This window comes from Roseovarius sp. PS-C2 (genome assembly GCF_018862045.1).
In the GTDB taxonomy this organism is placed as follows: domain Bacteria; phylum Pseudomonadota; class Alphaproteobacteria; order Rhodobacterales; family Rhodobacteraceae; genus Roseovarius.
On sequence record NZ_JAHKSQ010000001.1, the window covers coordinates 572488 to 589078 of the forward strand.

The 16591-nt window shown below is 62.6% G+C and carries 14 protein-coding genes and 1 riboswitch; of the genes, 7 read left to right on the forward strand and 7 right to left on the reverse strand.

Translation table 11 applies throughout. The features are described 5' to 3' along the window. Positions 1-26: 26 nt before the first annotated feature. Positions 27-1154: a glycine cleavage system aminomethyltransferase GcvT gene (gcvT, locus tag KPG71_RS02770; protein WP_216336596.1), complete on the reverse strand. Its 1128-nt coding sequence runs from the start codon at positions 1152-1154 to the stop codon at positions 27-29. A gap of 160 nt (positions 1155-1314) precedes the next feature. Next, a riboswitch (glycine riboswitch) is annotated at positions 1315-1401 on the reverse strand. Between the two features lie 29 nt (positions 1402-1430). Then, positions 1431-1883 (reverse strand): Rrf2 family transcriptional regulator, encoded by a 453-nt coding sequence (locus KPG71_RS02775; protein ID WP_216336597.1) that lies wholly within the window; start codon positions 1881-1883, stop codon positions 1431-1433. Between the two features lie 95 nt (positions 1884-1978). Here KPG71_RS02775 and KPG71_RS02780 point away from each other — a divergent pair, with 95 nt between their 5' ends. Together KPG71_RS02780 and KPG71_RS02785 are read left to right on the forward strand one after the other, a co-directional pair. Next, a complete protein-coding gene (locus tag KPG71_RS02780) occupies positions 1979-2545 on the forward strand; it encodes a gamma-glutamylcyclotransferase family protein (RefSeq protein ID WP_216336598.1) in 567 nt (188 codons plus the stop codon). Between the two features lie 66 nt (positions 2546-2611). Continuing rightward, a complete protein-coding gene (locus KPG71_RS02785; protein WP_216336599.1) occupies positions 2612-3859 on the forward strand; it encodes a DUF2254 domain-containing protein in 1248 nt (415 codons plus the stop codon). Positions 3860-3884: 25 nt separating this feature from the next. Here KPG71_RS02785 and gltX read toward each other — a convergent pair whose 3' ends face one another. Then, entirely contained in the window at positions 3885-5210 is a 1326-nt protein-coding gene (gltX, locus tag KPG71_RS02790; protein WP_216336600.1) for a glutamate--tRNA ligase, read from the reverse strand. Positions 5211-5421: 211 nt separating this feature from the next. Between gltX and KPG71_RS02795 the strand changes: the two genes are divergently transcribed. Both KPG71_RS02795 and KPG71_RS02800 read left to right on the forward strand, forming a co-directional pair. Beyond that, positions 5422-6351, forward strand: a complete 930-nt coding sequence (locus KPG71_RS02795; RefSeq protein ID WP_216336601.1) for an MBL fold metallo-hydrolase — start codon at positions 5422-5424, stop codon at positions 6349-6351. 44 nt (positions 6352-6395) lie between these two features. Then, positions 6396-6791 carry a metallopeptidase family protein gene (locus KPG71_RS02800; RefSeq protein ID WP_216336602.1) on the forward strand — a complete coding sequence of 132 codons (396 nt, stop codon included), beginning with the start codon at positions 6396-6398 and terminating at the stop codon, positions 6789-6791. A 267-nt stretch (positions 6792-7058) separates the two neighbouring features. Here KPG71_RS02800 and KPG71_RS02805 read toward each other — a convergent pair whose 3' ends face one another. Together KPG71_RS02805 and KPG71_RS02810 are read right to left on the reverse strand one after the other, a co-directional pair. Beyond that, positions 7059-7589, reverse strand: a complete 531-nt coding sequence (locus tag KPG71_RS02805) for a hypothetical protein (RefSeq protein WP_216336603.1) — start codon at positions 7587-7589, stop codon at positions 7059-7061. A gap of 66 nt (positions 7590-7655) precedes the next feature. Further along, the gene (locus tag KPG71_RS02810; RefSeq protein ID WP_216336604.1) at positions 7656-9320 is read right to left on the reverse strand and encodes an NAD+ synthase; all 1665 of its coding nucleotides are present in this window, start codon (positions 9318-9320) and stop codon (positions 7656-7658) included. Between the two features lie 154 nt (positions 9321-9474). Between KPG71_RS02810 and KPG71_RS02815 the strand changes: the two genes are divergently transcribed. The 3 genes from KPG71_RS02815 (at position 9475) to KPG71_RS02825 (ending at position 13192) form a co-directional block, all read left to right on the forward strand. Beyond that, positions 9475-10956, forward strand: a complete 1482-nt coding sequence (locus KPG71_RS02815; protein WP_216336605.1) for an MORN repeat-containing protein — start codon at positions 9475-9477, stop codon at positions 10954-10956. Between the two features lie 127 nt (positions 10957-11083). Continuing rightward, positions 11084-11380, forward strand: coding sequence for an antibiotic biosynthesis monooxygenase (locus KPG71_RS02820; RefSeq protein WP_216336606.1), 297 nt, complete (start codon positions 11084-11086; stop codon positions 11378-11380). A gap of 222 nt (positions 11381-11602) precedes the next feature. Next, the gene (locus tag KPG71_RS02825; RefSeq protein ID WP_216336607.1) at positions 11603-13192 is read left to right on the forward strand and encodes a 2-isopropylmalate synthase; all 1590 of its coding nucleotides are present in this window, start codon (positions 11603-11605) and stop codon (positions 13190-13192) included. A 215-nt stretch (positions 13193-13407) separates the two neighbouring features. Here KPG71_RS02825 and KPG71_RS02830 read toward each other — a convergent pair whose 3' ends face one another. After that, positions 13408-15315 (reverse strand): acyl-CoA synthetase, encoded by a 1908-nt coding sequence (locus tag KPG71_RS02830; RefSeq protein ID WP_216336608.1) that lies wholly within the window; start codon positions 15313-15315, stop codon positions 13408-13410. 140 nt (positions 15316-15455) lie between these two features. Further along, the gene (locus KPG71_RS02835; protein WP_216336609.1) at positions 15456-16520 is read right to left on the reverse strand and encodes a zinc ABC transporter substrate-binding protein; all 1065 of its coding nucleotides are present in this window, start codon (positions 16518-16520) and stop codon (positions 15456-15458) included. Positions 16521-16591 lie beyond the last annotated feature (71 nt).

Here is a 16591-nt window from a genome sequence, read left to right on the forward strand (position 1 = left end):
TCTTCCTTGTTGGTCTGATGTGGTTTTCAACGTTTGAAATTGGCCGGGACGAACGGCAAATCGGCCACCGTGACAGGCATCCGCTTGCCGCGCACCTCACCGTACAACGGGGTGCCCGTCTCAGACAATTCATGCGGCACATACCCCATGGACATCGGCGCACCCAAGGTCGGCCCGAAAGCGCCCGATGTCACGATGCCGACAGGATCCCCCCCCTCGGTCGCTGCAAAGAGCGGGGTTCCCTCACGCATCGGCGCGCGCCCCTCGGGGCGCAGCCCGACGCGTTTGCGCGGCGCGCCGCTCTCAAGCTGGCCCAGAATCACGTCGGCCCCAGGAAAGCCCCCGGCACGATCCCCGCCCGCGCGGCGCACCTTCTGGATGGCCCATGCCAGACCGGCCTCGACCGGTGTGGTCGTGGTGTCGATGTCGTGGCCATAAAGGCACAGACCCCCTTCCAGCCGCAGACTGTCACGCGCACCGAGGCCGATAGGTTCAACCGCCTCATGCGCCAGCAGGGCGCGGGCAAATGCTTCGGCCTGATCGGAAACGACCGAGATCTCGAACCCGTCCTCGCCCGTATATCCCGAGCGTGAAATCCACATCTCGCCATAGGCGCTGTCCATCACAGCCACATCCATGAAGCGCAGGGCTTGCACGCCGGGCACTATCTCTTCCAGAACCGCCTCGGCCTGCGGCCCCTGAAGCGCCAGCAGAGCACGGTCGGTGATTTCCTCGACCGCGCAATCGGGCAACCCCGCACGCATATGCGCGATATCGTCGGCCTTGCAGGCGGCGTTGACCACGACAAACAGATGATCACCGCGATTGGCCATCATCAGGTCGTCCAGAATGCCGCCCTGATCGTTGGTGAAAAATCCATAGCGCTGCCGGTTCTCGGCCAGTCCCAGAAGGCTGACGGGCACCAGCCCCTCCATCGCCTGCGCAACGGCCTTGTATCCGCCTTCGGCACGCACGATGACTTGCCCCATATGGCTGACATCGAACAGGCCGGCCGCCGCGCGGGTATGCTGATGTTCCTTCATCACGCCAAGGCCATATTGCACGGGCATATCGTATCCCGCGAACGGGACCATCTTGGCCCCCAACTCCACATGAAGCGCATGCAAAGGGGTCTTGCTCAGGACGTCGCTCATTCGGTTTCTCCCAAACAGCGCCAGCTTGATCTGTGACATCAATCCGGCATCGGTTCCGCGCACCCGTTCCGGTCACGCCACGATGCCCCCTCTGTCCTTTGGCCTGAGATCGCTATCCCTTCGGCGTCCCGGTCAGATCCGGGAACTCTCCAGAGTTTTTCAAATCCGATCGGTCCTTGTCGCCTGAGAGTTTCCGGGGCGGTTGCTCCTTCGGCACCGGGTTTACCGGTTCTCCCGATCAGATAATGAGTACGCTAGTATACCGGCTTCGTGACTTCAAGCGGGATTCATGCACCGTGGCGATACGAATACATCCAGAAGCTGGACGTTATCACAAACCAGCGCATTCAGCGGGATTTCGTCGAGATGGGCGTAAAAGGCCTCGGCCGCATCCGCGATGGCCAGTTTCAGGCGGCAGAAATCGACCAGCGGGCATGTATTGTCCACATCGGCAAAACACTCGGCAATCGGGACATTCGCCTCAAGCTGGCGAAACACGTCGCCGATCACGATCTCGTTCATCGGCCGCGCCAGGGTGATCCCTCCGCTGCGCCCGCGTTGCGTATGCAGAAAACCCAGTTGAGCCAATCGGTTGATGACCTGCGCCAGATGGCTTTCCGAGGTGTTGCAACAGGCCGCAATTTCAGACTTGGTAACCAGACGGTCGGCATTGGCGCCACAGAACATGAGAACACGAATTGCGATGTTGGTACGCTTGGTAATACGCATGAGATAACGGCCCGTTTGCTTGAACTTCAGCCATCGTGACGGCAAAACAGCCTTGAATACATGACTTAGATCAAGGGGGCCGCAAAATAACATACATGCAACATGCATATTTCTTTGGTTACGGCAGCCTCGTGAACCGCGACACCCATACCTTTGCCGAAACCCATTGCGCCACCTTGCGCGGATGGCGGCGCGTGTGGCGGCATACCATGTTGCGCCCGGTCGCGTTCCTGACAGTGGTGCCCGATGACCAAAGCGAGATCGACGGGCTGATCGCGCCGGTACCCGGACAGGATTGGGCGGCACTGGACGAACGTGAACGTGCCTATGACAGGGTTCCCGCCGCCCATCAGATACGCCATGCCCTGCCCCATGATCCGCAGATCGCCGTCTATGCCATCCCCTCCGGCCGTCACGGCACACCGGCTGAATCTCATCCTGCATTGCTCAGCTATATCGACGTGGTTGTTCAGGGATACCTGCGCGAATTTGGCGAACAAGGGGCCATCCGGTTCTTCGACACCACCGATGGCTGGGACACTCCGGTTCTGGATGACCGCGCCGATCCCGCCTATCCGCGTCACCAACGGCTGACCCGTGACGAACGCGGCTTTGTGGACGATCAGTTGCGCGCCCGAAGTATCCGCATCCTGCACCGCTGACAGCCATCTGCAGACTGGACCGCACAGCACCCTTGGGGCATGGTGAATCCCAACCGGGGGCGCAGTATGAAAATCAAGACAGCATCCAAAACCATCCTCATGCTCCTGCGCCTCAGCAGGCTGCTATGGGTGCGCGTCGCATTGATGGCGTTGCTGGCCATTGTCGCATCGGCTGCTGCCATTCTGCTTGAAAACATGATCCCCGCCTCGCTGAGCCAGCGCTTCACTCCCGAAGCGGTCATGCCGATCCTGACGATCCTGGCCTCCAGCATGCTGGCGGTCAGCACCTTTTCGCTGAATGTCATGGTCTCGGCCCATAATGCGGCGGCCTCGCAGGCGACCCCGCGCGTGCATCGTATCCTTCTGGCCGACACCACGACCCAAACCGTCCTGGCGACTTTCATCGGCGCATTCGTCTATGCCCTGACCTCGATCATCCTGTTCAAGGCGCAATTGCACGGCCCCGGAGCCGCCGTAACGGTCCTGGCGTTCACGGTGGTGGTCGTGGTGCTGGTGATCCTGGCCATGCTCCGTTGGATCGACCACCTGAGCGACCTTGGCAGCATGGATACCAGCGTGCGTGCAACCGAGACTGCGGCGCGCGACAGCCTCATGCAGACACGCAGGGCCCCGGCCCTGTGCGCACAGCCGCTGACATCTGAAACCATCATTCCGGAGGATGCCGAGCCCGTCGATGCGCCCCGTTCGGGGTTCCTGCAATTTATCGACCTGCCCCGGCTGAGCTCTGCCCTGGGGGATGGCGAAGCGCGGATATTTTTCCATGCCGCACCGGGGAGCCTCCTCCTTCGGGGGCGTCCTGTCGCCTATGCCGCGGGCCTGACCGAAACGCAGCGCGAGACAGTGCAAAACTGCCTCACCATTTCCGATACGCGCACTTTTGAACAGGATGCCACCTACGGTTTGCTTGTTCTGTCGGAAATCGCATCGCGCGCACTGTCTCCGGGCATCAACGACCCCGGCACCGCGATCGACGTCATTGCCCGGCAACAACGCCTGCTGTGGGATTGGAACAATACCCCGGTCAGTGAAGACCCGCCGCAATTCGACCGCATCTTCATTCCCGACACGTTGCCCGAAGACCTGATCGAAAAAGCCTTTGGCAGCATTGCCCGCGACGGCGCGGGCATGCTCGAGGTGGTCAATCGCCTGCTCGACGCGCTCGATGCGCTAAGCAAATGCACGAACGCGGACCTGGCGCAGGCCGCGCGTGACATGGCCGGGCGCGCCCGCGCCTATGCGGACAAGGCCTTGGCCCTGCCCATCGAGCGGGCAAGCCTGCGAGAGGACACCTGAAGCCAGGCGGTCGCTGGCTCCGGCGTCAGCCCCGCGCCTTGATCGTCTGCAAAAGCGGCAGAACCTGCCCCATGTCGGGTCCGTGGCTTTGCCCGGTCAGCGCCTTGCGCAACGGCATGAACAGACCCTTGCCCTTACGCCCCGTCACCTCCTTGACCCGCGCCGTCCAGTCCGACCAGGTACTATCGTCAAACGGGCCTTCGGGCAGCAATTCCATAGCCTGAGCAATGAACTCGCGATCCTCGTCCTCGATCACGGGCTCGGCCCCGTCACGGAACATCACCCACCAGCCCGGCAGGTCGTTGAGCGTGGTGACGTTTTCACGGGTGACCGTCCAGAACCGCTCGGCCAGGTCGGCGGGGACGCCGACGCGCGCGATTTCATCCCTGACCTCGTCATAGCTGCGCTCATGCAGCAGGCGGGCGGTCAGTGGGAACAGGTCATTGACGTCGAATTTCGTCGGTGCCGCGCCGAAACGGGTGATGTCGAACCCTTCGATCAACTCGTCCATGCTGGTGCGCAACTCGACCGGATCGGCCGACCCGAGCCGCGCCATCAGGCTGAGCAACGCCATCGGCTCGATCCCCTGTGCCCGCAGGTCGCGCAGGCTGAGAACCCCCAGGCGTTTCGACAGCGATTCCCCCTGCGGCCCGGTCAACAGCGAATGATGCGCGAACTCGGGCACGGTGCCGCCAAGCGCCTCGATGATCTGGATCTGGGTGGCGGTGTTGGTCACGTGATCGCTGCCCCGCACGACATGGGTCACGCCCATTTCGGTATCGTCCACGACCGAGGCCAGCGTATAGAGAACCTGCCCGTCGCCCCGGATCAGAACCGGGTCGCTGACGCTGGCCGCGTCAATCGAGATATCGTCAAGGATTCCATCCTTCCACTCGATCCGCTCCTGATCCAGCTTGAAGCGCCACACACCATCGCCGCGCTCGGCCCGCAGCGCATCCTTTTCCTCGTCGGACAAGGCCAATGCCGCGCGGTCATAGACAGGCGGTTTTCCCATATTGAGCTGCTTCTTGCGCTTGAGATCCAGTTCGGTGGGCGTCTCGAATGCCTCATAGAACCGCCCCAGTTCGCGCAGCTTGTCGGCGGCCTCGGCATAGCGGTCCAGCCGCTCGGACTGTCGTTCGACCCGATCCCAGTGCAGGCCCAACCACTCGAGGTCCTGCTTGATCGCATCGACGTATTCCTCTTTCGAGCGCTCCGGGTCGGTGTCGTCGATGCGCAGGATGAAGGTGCCGCCGGCCTTGCGGGCGATGAGATAGTTCATCAGTGCGGTACGCAGATTGCCCACATGGATATAGCCGGTGGGCGACGGGGCGAAACGGGTGGTGGTCATGGGTCTCTCCTGGTTCGCCTGCGCCATGTCACAGCCGCACGCGTTTGTCCAGATTTTGCACCGGCTCCATGACACACCGGACACATCTTCCGGCTGGCCGGACAACGGCGCGCAAACACGCGCGCCACCTCACAATCCCGTTATGACAGACAGTTTCAGGATCGTTTGCACTAGAATTGGTCCAAACATGATCAGACACAGGAGGCTTACCATGACCGATACAAGATTAACCCGCCGCGGCCTAATCGCCTCGGCAGCAGCACTGCCCATCGCCGCCGCCGGAGCTCGCATGGCGAATGCCGCCGCCCCGATGCTGGGGGTGGGCGCTTCGCGGTTCAATCGTGTGACCCTGGGCGGTTTCGAGGTGACGACCATTCTGGCGGGAACGCGCACCGTGCCTGACCCGCAAACCATTTTTGGCATGAATGTCGGCCCCGAGGAATTTGCCAACGCATCCGACGCGGCGCGCATCCCGACCGATGCGGCGCAGTTCTTTTTCACGCCCACCATCGTGAACACCGGCAGCGAGTTGGTCCTTTTCGATACCGGGCTGAGCGCCGACGCCACCACGGCGGCCCTAGCCGAGGCCGGGTACACCCCCGATCAGATCGACGTGGTGGTGATCACCCATATGCATGGCGACCATATCGGCGGGTTGATGACCGGGGAAACTGCGACGTTTCCCAATGCGCGCTATGTCACCGGTGCGGTTGAATACGACGCATGGTCTTCCATGGATAACAACGGGTTCGAGACCAAAGTTAAACCTTTGCATGAACAGATGAGCATGATCGCGGACGGCGACAGCGTGGCCCCCGGCATCACCGGGATGGAAGCCTTCGGGCACACGCCGGGACACATGACCTATATGATCGAAAGCGACGGGGAGCAACTGCTGGTAGCGGCGGATTTTGCCAACCATTATGTCTGGTCTCTGGGGTACCCGGACTGGGAGGTGAAGTTCGACATGGACAAGGCCGCCGCCGCCACGACACGGCGCAGGATTCTGGACATGTTGGCCTCGGACGGGATTCCGTTCATCGGGTATCACATGCCATGGCCGGGACTGGGATATGTCGAGGCGAAGGGGGACGGATTTCGCTATGTTCCCGCCAGTTACCAGTTGATGATGGAACGCTGAGGGATGGGGTTTGTCTTTTCCATACAAATACTTACTTCACGGAAATGAACGCTCCTGACCCCAGCCTCGATGAGATATACCACATGGCCCGCGACACGGTTGCGGGCCTGCCTGCGCCGTTCCGGCCCGCCGCGCGGGAGGTGGCGCTGCGGGTGGAGGAATGGCCTGCGCGCGACATGCTGGAGGAACTGGGGCTGCACGACCCGCTAACCCTGACGGGGCTCTACGAAGGCATCCCGGTGACACAGAAATCCTATATGGATCAGCCGCTTGCACCCGATACCGTCTGGCTGTTCCGACAGCCGATCCTGGCCGAATGGCGCGATCGGGGGGATATCGGGATCGCCAGGCTGGTGGCCCATGTCACTGTTCACGAATTCGCCCATCATTTCGGCTGGTCCGATGCCGACATCGCCAGCATCGACCGCTGGTGGGAGTGAACGGCGTTTTGTACAAAACGTACAAAATGGACATGGGTTTTGTACGAAATACCGGCCATTCTTTCAGATTTGCGTCCATCATGAACGCATCCGCATAACCTGCGAAAAAAGCACGCCACGTTTACCCCGGCTTAATCCGAGTACGGTTCACTGGCTGCAACATGCGAGAGACACCCAGCCAGAGACCGATGCAACCACGCGCCCCTCACACAGACCCGCCCCCGGCAGGCCGACATGGATGACGATATGATCGGAATCTGTGGCCCGTCATTCCATCGGCGGCAGGTCGACGCGCCATTCGATGCGCGCGGGCACCGGGGCGGCGCCCTCCGCCACTTTCGGCTCGGAGGTGTAGCCCGTCAGGCGCAGGACTTCGCCCGTCACGACACCCGAGGCGGTATCGCCCTCCATCGTGAATTCGGACAATTCGCCCGCGCCGCCATCGGCCCCCATGGCCAGCGGCGCGTCGTAGCCCTGATCGTCGAACAGTTCGGCAGACAAAAGCCTCATGCCCCCCATGTGCTTTTGCAGCGTGACCTGAAGCATCGGACGCCCCGGTTCGCCATCCTCATCCACCGCCATCCCCAGGACGTTGATCGTCAGGAACTGGCCCATGATCATTTTCTGCTCGGCAGAGCCGCGCTCTTTTTCGGTGTCGTAGGGAATCACCAGATCGAGCGTGTCACCGCCAATCTGCGCGGTCATGGTGCCCATGGCGGTGTAGCGGTCGGCCAGATCGGCGGCGGCAAGGGGCGTGGCAAGCGCAAGCGCGGCCAGCGCGGGAAAGAAACGGGTCATTGGAAATCTCCCTTGGATCGTGTCAATGGCGGGAGCGTAACACTGGCTGACCTTCCGGCAAAACGGTCAGTTCCCGCTGTCGTCCCGCCACCGATTGACGATGGGATAGCGCCGGTCGAGCCAGAAGGCGCGTTTGGACAGGCGCGTACCTGGGGCGGACTGGAAGCGTTTGTATTCCGAGATATAAAGCAGGTGTTCCACCCGTTTGGCATCGGCCCGGTCATACCCGGCGGCGACGCAATCGGCGATGGACCCGTCCTGATCGACGAGAATGTCGAGGATGCCATCCAGCACCTCATAGGGGGGCAGGCTGTCTTCGTCGCGCTGATCGGGGGCCAGTTCAGCACTTGGCGGACGGTCGATGATGCGCTGCGGGATGACCTGCCCCGCCGGTCCTTCCATCCAGTCGCGGTGATTGGCGTTGCGCCAGCGGCAGGTCTCGAACACGCGGGTTTTATACATATCCTTCAGCGGGTTATACCCGCCCGACATATCGCCGTAGATGGTGGCGTAGCCCACCGCGACCTCGGATTTGTTGCCGGTGGTCAAAAGCATCTCACCGAATTTGTTGGAAATCGCCATGAGCAACAGCCCGCGCAGGCGGGACTGGATGTTTTCCTCGGTCACGTCGGGTTTCATGCCATCGAACAGCGGCGCAAGCGTGTCGGTGATCGCCTGCCGCCCTTGCGCGATGGGCACGAAATCGTACCGGCAGCCAAGGTTTTCGGCCAGCGCCCTGGCGTCTTCCAGCGAGGCGTCCGAGGTGTATTCCGAGGGCAGCATCACGCAGCGCAGGTTGTCCGCGCCCAGCGCATCGGCGGCAACCGTGGCCACCAGCGCCGAATCGATCCCGCCGGAAAGGCCCAGCAGAACCTTGGAAAATCCCGCCTTGCGCAGATAATCGCGCAGGGCCAGCACCATGGCGTGGTAATCCTGTTCGGTGGTCTCGGGGATCGGGGCCAGATCGCCCTTTTCGAAACGCCAGCCGCCGTCGGTGCGGATCAGGTCGAGATGCACGATGTCTTCCTGCATCAAGGGCATTTGCAGGGCCAGTTCGCCCCCCGGATTGAGCGCGAAGGTGCCCCCGTCGAACACCTGATCGTCCTGCCCGCCAACGAGGTTGAGATAGATCAGCGGCAGGCCGGTTTCGACCACGCGGGCGACCATCAATTGATGCCGGTACGAAACCTTGCTGTGGTAATAGGGCGAGCCGTTGGGCACCAGCAGGATCTCGGCCCCGGTTTCGGCCAGGGTTTCGGCCACATCCTCGAACCAGCTGTCCTCGCAGATCGGGCTGCCGATGCGCAGACCGTCAACCGCATAGGGGCCGGTCACGTCGCCCGAGGCGTAGATGCGCTTTTCGTCGAACACGGTTTCGTTGGGCAGGTGATGCTTGAACACCCGCGCGGCAATCTTGCCGCCCTGAAGGATATAATAGGCGTTATAAAGCTCCACCCCTTCCAGCGCAGGGCCGCCGATGGCCAACGCGGGCCCGTCAGCGCAGTCGCGCGCCAGCGCCTCGATTTCGGCGATGGCGTCGGCCTGAAAGGCGGGTTTCATCACCAGGTCCTGGGTGTTGTAGCCGGTGATGAACATCTCGGGCAGGGCCACCAGATTGGCCCCGGCGGCGCGGCCCTCGGCCCAGGCCTTGCGCGCCAGCGCGGCGTTGCCTTTCAGATCGCCCATCGTGGGATTCAATTGCGCCAGGGTCAGGCGAAACCGGTCGGCCATGGGGTGCCTCTTGTTTGAATTTCAAGCCAGATTTAGCAGATCGTTGCGCGAGGGAAAGCCGATTTGGGCAAAACCCGTTGTCACTGCGGCGAGGCTCCACTAGATTTCACAAGCACCCGCAAAGGCGCGGGCAAGCCGGGGATCAGGGGCAGACATGAACGTTTCACTGGGCAGAATCATCCTTGTCGCCATCATGCTGGGCGGGGCCGCGCAGGCCCAGGACGACGAGGTGCGCACCAAGCAATACGACGATGGCGGCATCTACGAGGGCACGTTCCGCAACGGCCTGCAGCACGGCACCGGCACCTATACCCTGCCCAACGGGTACGAATATTCCGGCCAGTGGGTCGATGGCGAGATTCGCGGCGAGGGCGTGGCGCGTTTTCCCAACGGATCGGTCTATGAGGGCGAGTTCGCCAAGGGCAAGCCCGAGGGCGTGGGCCGCATCGTTTTCGCCGATGGCGGCACCTACGAGGGCGAGTGGGTGGATGGCAAGATCACCGGCCAGGGCGTGGCCGTCTATGCCAACGGCGTGCGCTACGAGGGTGGATTCCGCAACGCGATGCATCACGGCAAGGGCCGGATGGAAAGCCCCGGCGGCTATGTCTACGAAGGCGACTGGGTGAACGGCGTCAAGGAGGGCATGGCGAGCATCACCTATCCCGACGGCGCGGTCTATGAGGGCGAGGTTCTGCGCGGGGCGCGCCACGGTCAGGGCAAGCTGACCATGCCGGACGGGCTGATTTACGAGGGGCTCTGGAAAGAGGGCCAGATCGACGGCGAGGGCCGGCTGACCCAGCCTAATGGCGATGTCTACGAAGGTCAGCTCGTGGCCGGGCGCCGGGAAGGGCAAGGCAAGGTCACCTATGAAAACGGCGATGTCTACGAAGGCCAGTTCACGGACGACCGCCGCCACGGGCAAGGCACGTTCACCGGCACCGATGGCTATCATTACGAAGGGTCGTGGGACGCCGGCAAGATTTCCGGTCAGGGCAAGGTGACTTATCCCGACGGCTCGGTTTACGAGGGGCAGTTCCGCGACGACCTGGCCAATGGGCAGGGCGCGATCACCTATCCCGACGGCTCGACCTATGAGGGCGACTGGGCCGGCGGCGTGATCGACGGACAGGGCAAGGCCACCTACCCCAACGGCGTGGTCTATGAAGGCGAGTTCGTGAATGCCCGCAACGAGGGCTTTGGCGTGATGACCTATGCCGATGGCTATCGCTACGAAGGGCAATGGCAGGACGGTCAGCGTCACGGCATGGGCACAGCGACCTATCCCGATGGCACGGTCTACGAGGGCCAGTTCCGGGAAGGCCAGCGCCACGGACAGGGCAAGATCACCATGCCCGACGGGTTCGTCTATGACGGCGCGTGGGAAAACGGCGAAATCTCGGGGCAAGGCGTGGCCACTTACACCAATGGCGATGTCTACGAGGGCACCTTCCTGAACGGCAAGCGGCAGGGCGAGGGCACCATGCGCTATGCCACCGGGGAAGAGGCCAGCGGCACATGGGACAACGGCGCGCTGGCCGATCAGACCGAAACCGCACCCGCCGGGGATGACGCGACCGAAGAGTCCGCCCCTCCCGAAACACCTGCGGACAGCACAAGCGACAGCACAGCGGAGTGATCCGCACTACAAGTTGATCACCGCCTGATGCGCGCGCCCGCCTGGCCAAGGCGGCCAGGTTTGCCCATGTGCTATACTTCCCCCACGGGCCGGACGCCCGGCCCCGCAGCACAAGGGGGAACACGCAATGATCATGCGAATTTTTCAGGTCACGACCCATCCTGGCAAGGAGGGCGAATTCAGCCGGTTCTTTCACGACACCGCCATTCCGCTGATGAGAAACACCGAAGGGATTGTCGATGTCCTGCCCGGCGCGGCGCGGCCAGACAGCCCGCAGGAGTTCAGTTTTGTCATGATCTGGCGCGATCTGGACAGTCTCAGGGCCTTTGTCGGCGAGGATTACACCAGCCCGCACATCGCCCCGGACGAGGCCGAACTGGTCGCCGCGCGACAGATCAGACACTATGATCTGGTCGTCATTTGAGCGGCGCGTGAATTTCGGGGTTTTCAACGGCGCGGCGCGTTCCTATACTGCGCGCCATGACGAAGCAGACCCATATCGCGATTACGCAAGCGCCCCGCCCCGCGGGTTGCGTTTCGGCTCTGCTACTCCTAAGCCGCCTCTGAGCGTGCCGTTCCGGCGCGACCGCTCAGAGGATGTGCCTGCTTTCGCGCCAATGGCTTAGGACAAGAAACGAGTTCCGACATGACTGATCAAACCAAAGACGTATCGCCCGAGGCGAACAAGGACCGCGTCGTGATTTTCGACACCACGTTGCGCGATGGCGAACAATCCCCCGGCGCGACCATGACTCACGAAGAGAAGCTGGAAATCGCCGGCCTGCTGGACGACATGGGCGTCGATATCATCGAGGCGGGGTTCCCCATCGCCTCCGAAGGCGATTTTCGCGCCGTTTCCGAGATTGCACAGCAATCGAAGGACGCCACGATCTGCGGGCTGGCGCGCGCCAATCTCAAGGATATCGACCGCTGCTGGGAGGCGATCAAACACGCCAATTCGCCGCGCATCCACACCTTTATCGGCACCTCTCCGCTGCACCGCGCCATTCCCAACCTGACACAGGACGAAATGGCCGAGCGCATCCATGAAACGGTGACGCACGCGCGCAACCTTTGCGACAACGTGCAGTGGTCGCCGATGGATGCGACGCGCACCGAATGGGAGTATCTGAAACGGGTGGTCGAGATCGCCATCAAGGCGGGTGCCACCACGATCAACATCCCCGATACGGTGGGCTATACCGCCCCGGTCGAAAGCGCCGATCTGATCCGCCGCCTGATCGAAGAGGTGCCCGGCGGGGACGAGGTGGTGTTTGCCACCCATTGCCATAACGATCTGGGCATGGCCACGGCCAACGCGCTGGCCGCCGTTGCGGGGGGCGCGCGCCAGATCGAATGCACGATCAACGGGCTGGGCGAGCGTGCGGGCAACACGGCGCTGGAAGAGGTGGTGATGGCCCTGAAGGTGCGGGGCGACATCATGCCGTTCTATACCGGGGTCGACAGCCGCAAGATCATGAATATCAGCCGCCGCGTGGCGACGGTGTCGGGCTTTCCGGTGCAGTACAACAAGGCGATCGTCGGCAAGAACGCATTCGCCCATGAATCGGGCATCCATCAGGACGGGATGCTGAAGAACGCCGAGACCTTCGAGATCATGCGCCCCGAGGATGTGGGCCTGACCGAGACCAATATCGTCATGGGCAAGCATTCGGGCCGCGCCGCGCTGCGCGCGAAGCTGAAGGACCTGGGCTACGAACTGGCCGACAACCAGTTGAACGACATGTTCGTGCGCTTCAAGGACCTGGCCGACCGCAAGAAGGAAGTCTATGACGAAGACCTGATCGCGCTGATGCGTGCGGGCGAGGACGAGGCCAGCGACCGGCTGATCGTAAAGTCGCTGCGCGTGGTCTGCGGCACAGGCGGCCCCGCCGAGGCCGAACTGGTCATGAGCATCGACGGAGTGGAAAAGACCGCGAAACAATCGGGCGACGGCCCGGTGGACGCGACCTTCAGGGCGGTGCGCGAGTTGCACCCCAATGACGCGCATCTGTCGCTCTATCAGGTGCATGCGGTGACCGAAGGCACCGACGCGCAGGCCACGGTTTCGGTGCGCCTGGAGGAAGAGGGCAATATCGCAACGGGGCAGTCGGCGGATACCGATACGGTGGTCGCCTCGGCCAAGGCCTATGTGAACGCGCTGAACCGGCTGCTGGTGCGCCGTGGCCGCGTGGGCGAAAACCAGAAGGAAATCAGCTATAAAGACGTGAGCTGATCCGTTTCAAGCGGTGATGAACAGGCCCCGGCCCGCCAATGCGCGGCCGGGGTTTTTCTTTGTCCGGCACAGGATCAGGGGGCGCTGCCTCCGTCGCGCGCTGCGCGACTCATCCGGGATATTTCCGGCAAGAAGAAACATGCGGGTCCCGGCTTTTGCCGTGTTGGACTATCCCGAGCGATCCGGGGGGCTGGCCCCCGGCCCCGGGAATGGGGTCACGCGGCCTCGGTTTCCGGGTTGTCGGCCCATTCCCAGGGGCGGGTGAACTGGCCGAGGACGTGGCCGAGTTGTTCTTCATCGACCTCGCCGGTTTTCTCCAGTTGCGCGACGAGGCCGCGCTTCTTGGAATCGATCACGTGGCTGACACGGGCGGCGATGCCCGCCTCGTCCAGCGCGGCGTTGTAGATGCGGGTGATCGCCAGTTTGCGCAGGTCGGGTTTGAAGACCTTGCCCACCGCCGTCTTGGGCAGTTCGTCGAGGATTTCGACATGTTTGGGGATGGCCGCGCGCTCATGCACATGGGTCTTGCAATGGGCCAGCAATTCCTCGGCGGTGGCGGTGCCGCCCTCGACCAGTTCCACATAGACGCAGGGCAGTTCGCCGGAATAGGCATCCGGCTGACCGATGGCGCCCGCGATGGCGACATCGTGATGCGCCATCAGCGCCTCTTCTATATCGGCGGGGTCGATGTTGTGGCCGCCGCGAATGATCAGATCCTTGGCGCGGCCCGTGATCCAGAGATAGCCGTCGGGGTCGATCCGGCCCAGATCGCCGGTGCGCAGGTATTTCTCGTGGAAATAGAGATCGGCGTTCTTGGCGGTTTCGGTATAGGTGTTGCCGGCATAGACGCCCGGATTTGAAATGCAGATTTCGCCCACCTCGTCCACGGCGCATTCGACTGGTCCGCCGCTTTCGTCGGTCTTGTAGATGCGCACATCGGTATAGGGGAACGGCACCCCGACCGAGCCGACCTTTTTCTCGCCCTCGGGCGGGTTGCAGGACACGAGGCAGGTGGCCTCGGTCAGGCCGTAGCCTTCGATGACGGTCATGCCGGTGGCGGATTCGAAGCGGTTGAACAGTTCCAGCGGCATCGGGGCCGAGCCGGAAAAGGCGTTTTTCACGGTCGAGATATCGGCATTCACCTTGCGCTGCATCAGCGCCGACACGGCGGTGGGCACGGTGATGACAAAGGTGGTTTTCCAGCGTTCCAGCAGCTTCCAGAAATTGTCGATCACCCCGTCGCCGCGATAGCCCGCAGGCGTGGGGAACACCACATGCGCCCCGGATTTGATCATCGCCATCAGGATGACGTGGCAGGCAAAGACGTGAAACAGCGGCAGCGGGCACATCACGCTGTCATGTTCGGTGAACAGCAACTGATGCCCCAGCCAGCCGTTATAGACCATGCCGGAATAGCGGTGCTGCGCCACCTTGGGCATGCCGGTGGTGCCGCCGGTGTGGAAATAGGCCGCCACGCGATCCTGCCCGCCGTCGTCAAAGCCGAGCGTGATCGGGTATTTGCGCATTTCCTTGTTGAAGCATTTGACATCGGCGTGGTGATTGCCGGGATTTTTCGGGCGGATCAGCGGGACGATCCAGCTTTTGGGCGGGCTGAGGTAACGGTTGAGGTCGATTTCCAGAACCGTGTGGACATGCGGGGCGTGGCGCACGGCCTCGGCGGTTTTCTGAGCGATGTCGGTTTTCGGGAACGCCTTGAGCGTGACCACGACGCGGGCGTCGGTTTCGCGCAGGATCGCGCCGATCTGTTCGGGTTCGAGCAGCGGGTTGATCGGGTTGACGATCCCGGCGATGGCCGCGCCGATGGTGGCGATGGCGGTTTCCAGCGTGTTGGGCAGGATCAGCGCGACCACGTCGGTTTCGCGAATCCTGAGATCGCGGAACATGTTGGCGGCGCGGCACACCTGTTCGTGGAACTGTTGCCAGGTCAGGGTTTGCGACGGATCGGTCGCGCCTGAGAGCAGTTGATAGCTGATCGCGGGGCGGTCGGGGAAGGCCTCGACCGTGTCGCGCAGCATCTGGTAGAGCGTGGCGGGATGGTCGCGCGACTCCCACGGCATTTCATTCTGAATATCAAGCGCATCCTGCCGCGAGGCAAATGTCATTGCAGTCTCCTCCCGAAGAACGGCCCAAGGACGGGCCGTATCGTTCCCTGCCGATCACCATGGTCAGCTTTGGCGCGTCACGCAAGTTTGACGCTGCGTTTCGCACCAAATGCCACTGCAAGGAGAACTGCAACGGGGGATCAGCCCAGATCGGACAGGCAATCGGTCATCGCATCCGCCATGTCGCGCAGGAGGGCCGGGTAGAGCCCCGGACCCACCGGATGATCGAGGCCCAGCGGATCGAGCTGCCCGATGCGCAGGTCGCCGGCGAAGACGTTTTCGAGGATCGCGGTATTGAACTGCGGTTCGGCAAAGGCGCAGACGATGTTTGCCTCGTCGACAAGGGTGCGCAGTTCGGTCAGGCGCGCCGGGCCGGGATCGGAGGCGTCGCTGAGCGAAACCGCCCCTGCCGCGGCGAGACCGAAACGGGTTTCGAAATACTGGTAGGCGTCATGGAATACCAGGAAGGGACGATCCCCGAGCGGCGCCAGTTGCGCGGTGATATCGCTGCTCAGCGCGGCGAGTTCGGCCCTGGCCTCTTTGGCATTGGCGGTGTAGAGCGCGGCATTTTCGGGATCGAGCACGGAAAGCTCCGCCGCGATCAGGCCCAGCCAGCGTTCGCCGTTCTGCGGATCGAGCCAGGCATGCGGGTCTGTGCCGTCATGTGCATGGCCATCGTGATCGTCGTGGTCACCGTGGTCGTCGGCGTGATCGTCATGGTCGTCGGCATGGTCGTGCGCGTCGCCGTCATGTGCATGATCGTCGTGATCATCGTGATCGGCATGGTCGTCGGCGTGATCGTCGCCTTCGTGATCATGCTCATCTTGGTCCCCGTGATCGTGGGCTTCGAAGCGCGCGCCGGTGCGGGTGGGCAGGATGTGCGTTTCGGGATTGTCCAGCAAGGTGATCACCGCCGCATCCCCGGCCAGCGTTTCGATCGCGTGTTCCATCCACGGGGTCAGGTCGGCCCCCATCCAGATCACCAGATCGGCCTGTTCGAGTGCGCGGGCCTCGGACGGACGCATGGCGTAGCCGTGGGGCGACATGCCGGGGCGCACGATCACATCGGCCTCCCCTGCCCCCTGCATGACACGCGCCACGAGCGACTGGACCGGCGTGATGTCTGTGGCCACGCGCGGGGCCTCGGCCATTGCGGGCAGGCCGCAGGACAGCAGGGCGGCAAGGGAAAGGGATGGCAGGCGCATCGGAAGCTCCATGTGATAATATAACATTTCGGGCGCTTGATATATGTAACCATATAACATATCAAGCCGTA